At 76.0% G+C, this 1027-nt stretch carries 1 protein-coding gene; it reads right to left on the bottom strand.

Going from position 1 to position 1027, the window contains the following annotated elements; translation table 11 throughout:
* Nucleotides 1–201 precede the first annotated feature (201 nt).
* Nucleotides 202–918 carry a PspA/IM30 family protein gene (locus GTR00_RS21585; protein WP_166613545.1) on the bottom strand — a complete coding sequence of 239 codons (717 nt, stop codon included), beginning with the start codon at nt 916–918 and terminating at the stop codon, nt 202–204.
* Nucleotides 919–1027 lie beyond the last annotated feature (109 nt).

Genomic DNA, 1027 nt, shown 5'->3' with positions numbered 1-1027 from the left:
CGACGGGACTGCACTCACTCCCACAGGGTAGGGAGGCGCCCGGGGCGGGGCCGTCGGCCGATCGTTGAACGTCGCACCCGACGTCCGTCGCACCCGGTCGCGCCACCGCCACTGGTCGTGATCACGTGCGGGCGGTGGCCGCCCCCGGCCGCCGCGCGGGCGGCCGGGGCGGTCGGGGGAGGCCGACGGGCGCCGGCGGGGTCAGGAGCCGGACTTCAGCGCGGCCAGGCGCGCCTCGACGTCCAGGTCGGTGCCCAGGTCCTCCAGCTCGGCGAACCGCGCGTCCAGCGAGTCCGCCTGCAGCTCCGCGCGCCCGGCCACCCGGGCCTCCTCCCGGCGCACCCGCTCCTCGAAGCGCGAGAGCTCCGAGGTGGGGTCCAGCACGTCGATCGAGCCGACCGCCTCCTGCACGCGCGCCTGCGCCTGCGCGGCCTTGGCGCGGGCCACGAGCTGGTCGCGCTCGCGGCGCAGCTCGCCCAGCTTCTCCTTCATCGACGCCAGGCCGCTCTTGAGCTTGTCGACGACCTCGGTCTGCGCCGCGATCTGCGGGGTGGCCGCGCTGACCTCCTGCTCGAAGGAGATCTGCCGCTTCAGGGCCAGCTTGGCCAGCTCGTCGAAGCGGTCGGCCTCGCCCGCGCGCCCCGCCGCGCGCAGCTCGTCGGCCTTGCGCGAGGCCGCCAGCGCCTTCGCGCCCCACTCCCGCGCCGCCTCCACGTCGTCGTCGCGGTCCGCCTCGGCCAGGCGCAGGTCGCCGATCGTCTGCGCGATCGCCGCCTCGGCGTCGGCGATGCTCGCGGTGTAGTCGCGGACCACCTGGTCCAGCACCTTCTCGGGGTCCTCGGCCTGGTCGATGAGCGCGTTGACGTTCGCCCGCGCCAGCTGCGCGATGCGCCCCAGGATCGACTGCTTCTGCGCCACGTCTCGTCCTCTCGTGCTGCTCGTCGTGCCGACCCGCCCGATGATCCCGGTCCCCGCCCCGCGGGGCAGCTCGGGACCGCCCCCGCGGCACCGCTCAGAAGCGCCCGCC

Origin of the sequence: Kineococcus indalonis, assembly GCF_009906395.1 — a bacterium.
Lineage (GTDB): Bacteria > Actinomycetota > Actinomycetes > Actinomycetales > Kineococcaceae > Kineococcus > Kineococcus indalonis.
This window is presented reverse-complemented; position numbering and strand designations above follow the sequence as displayed.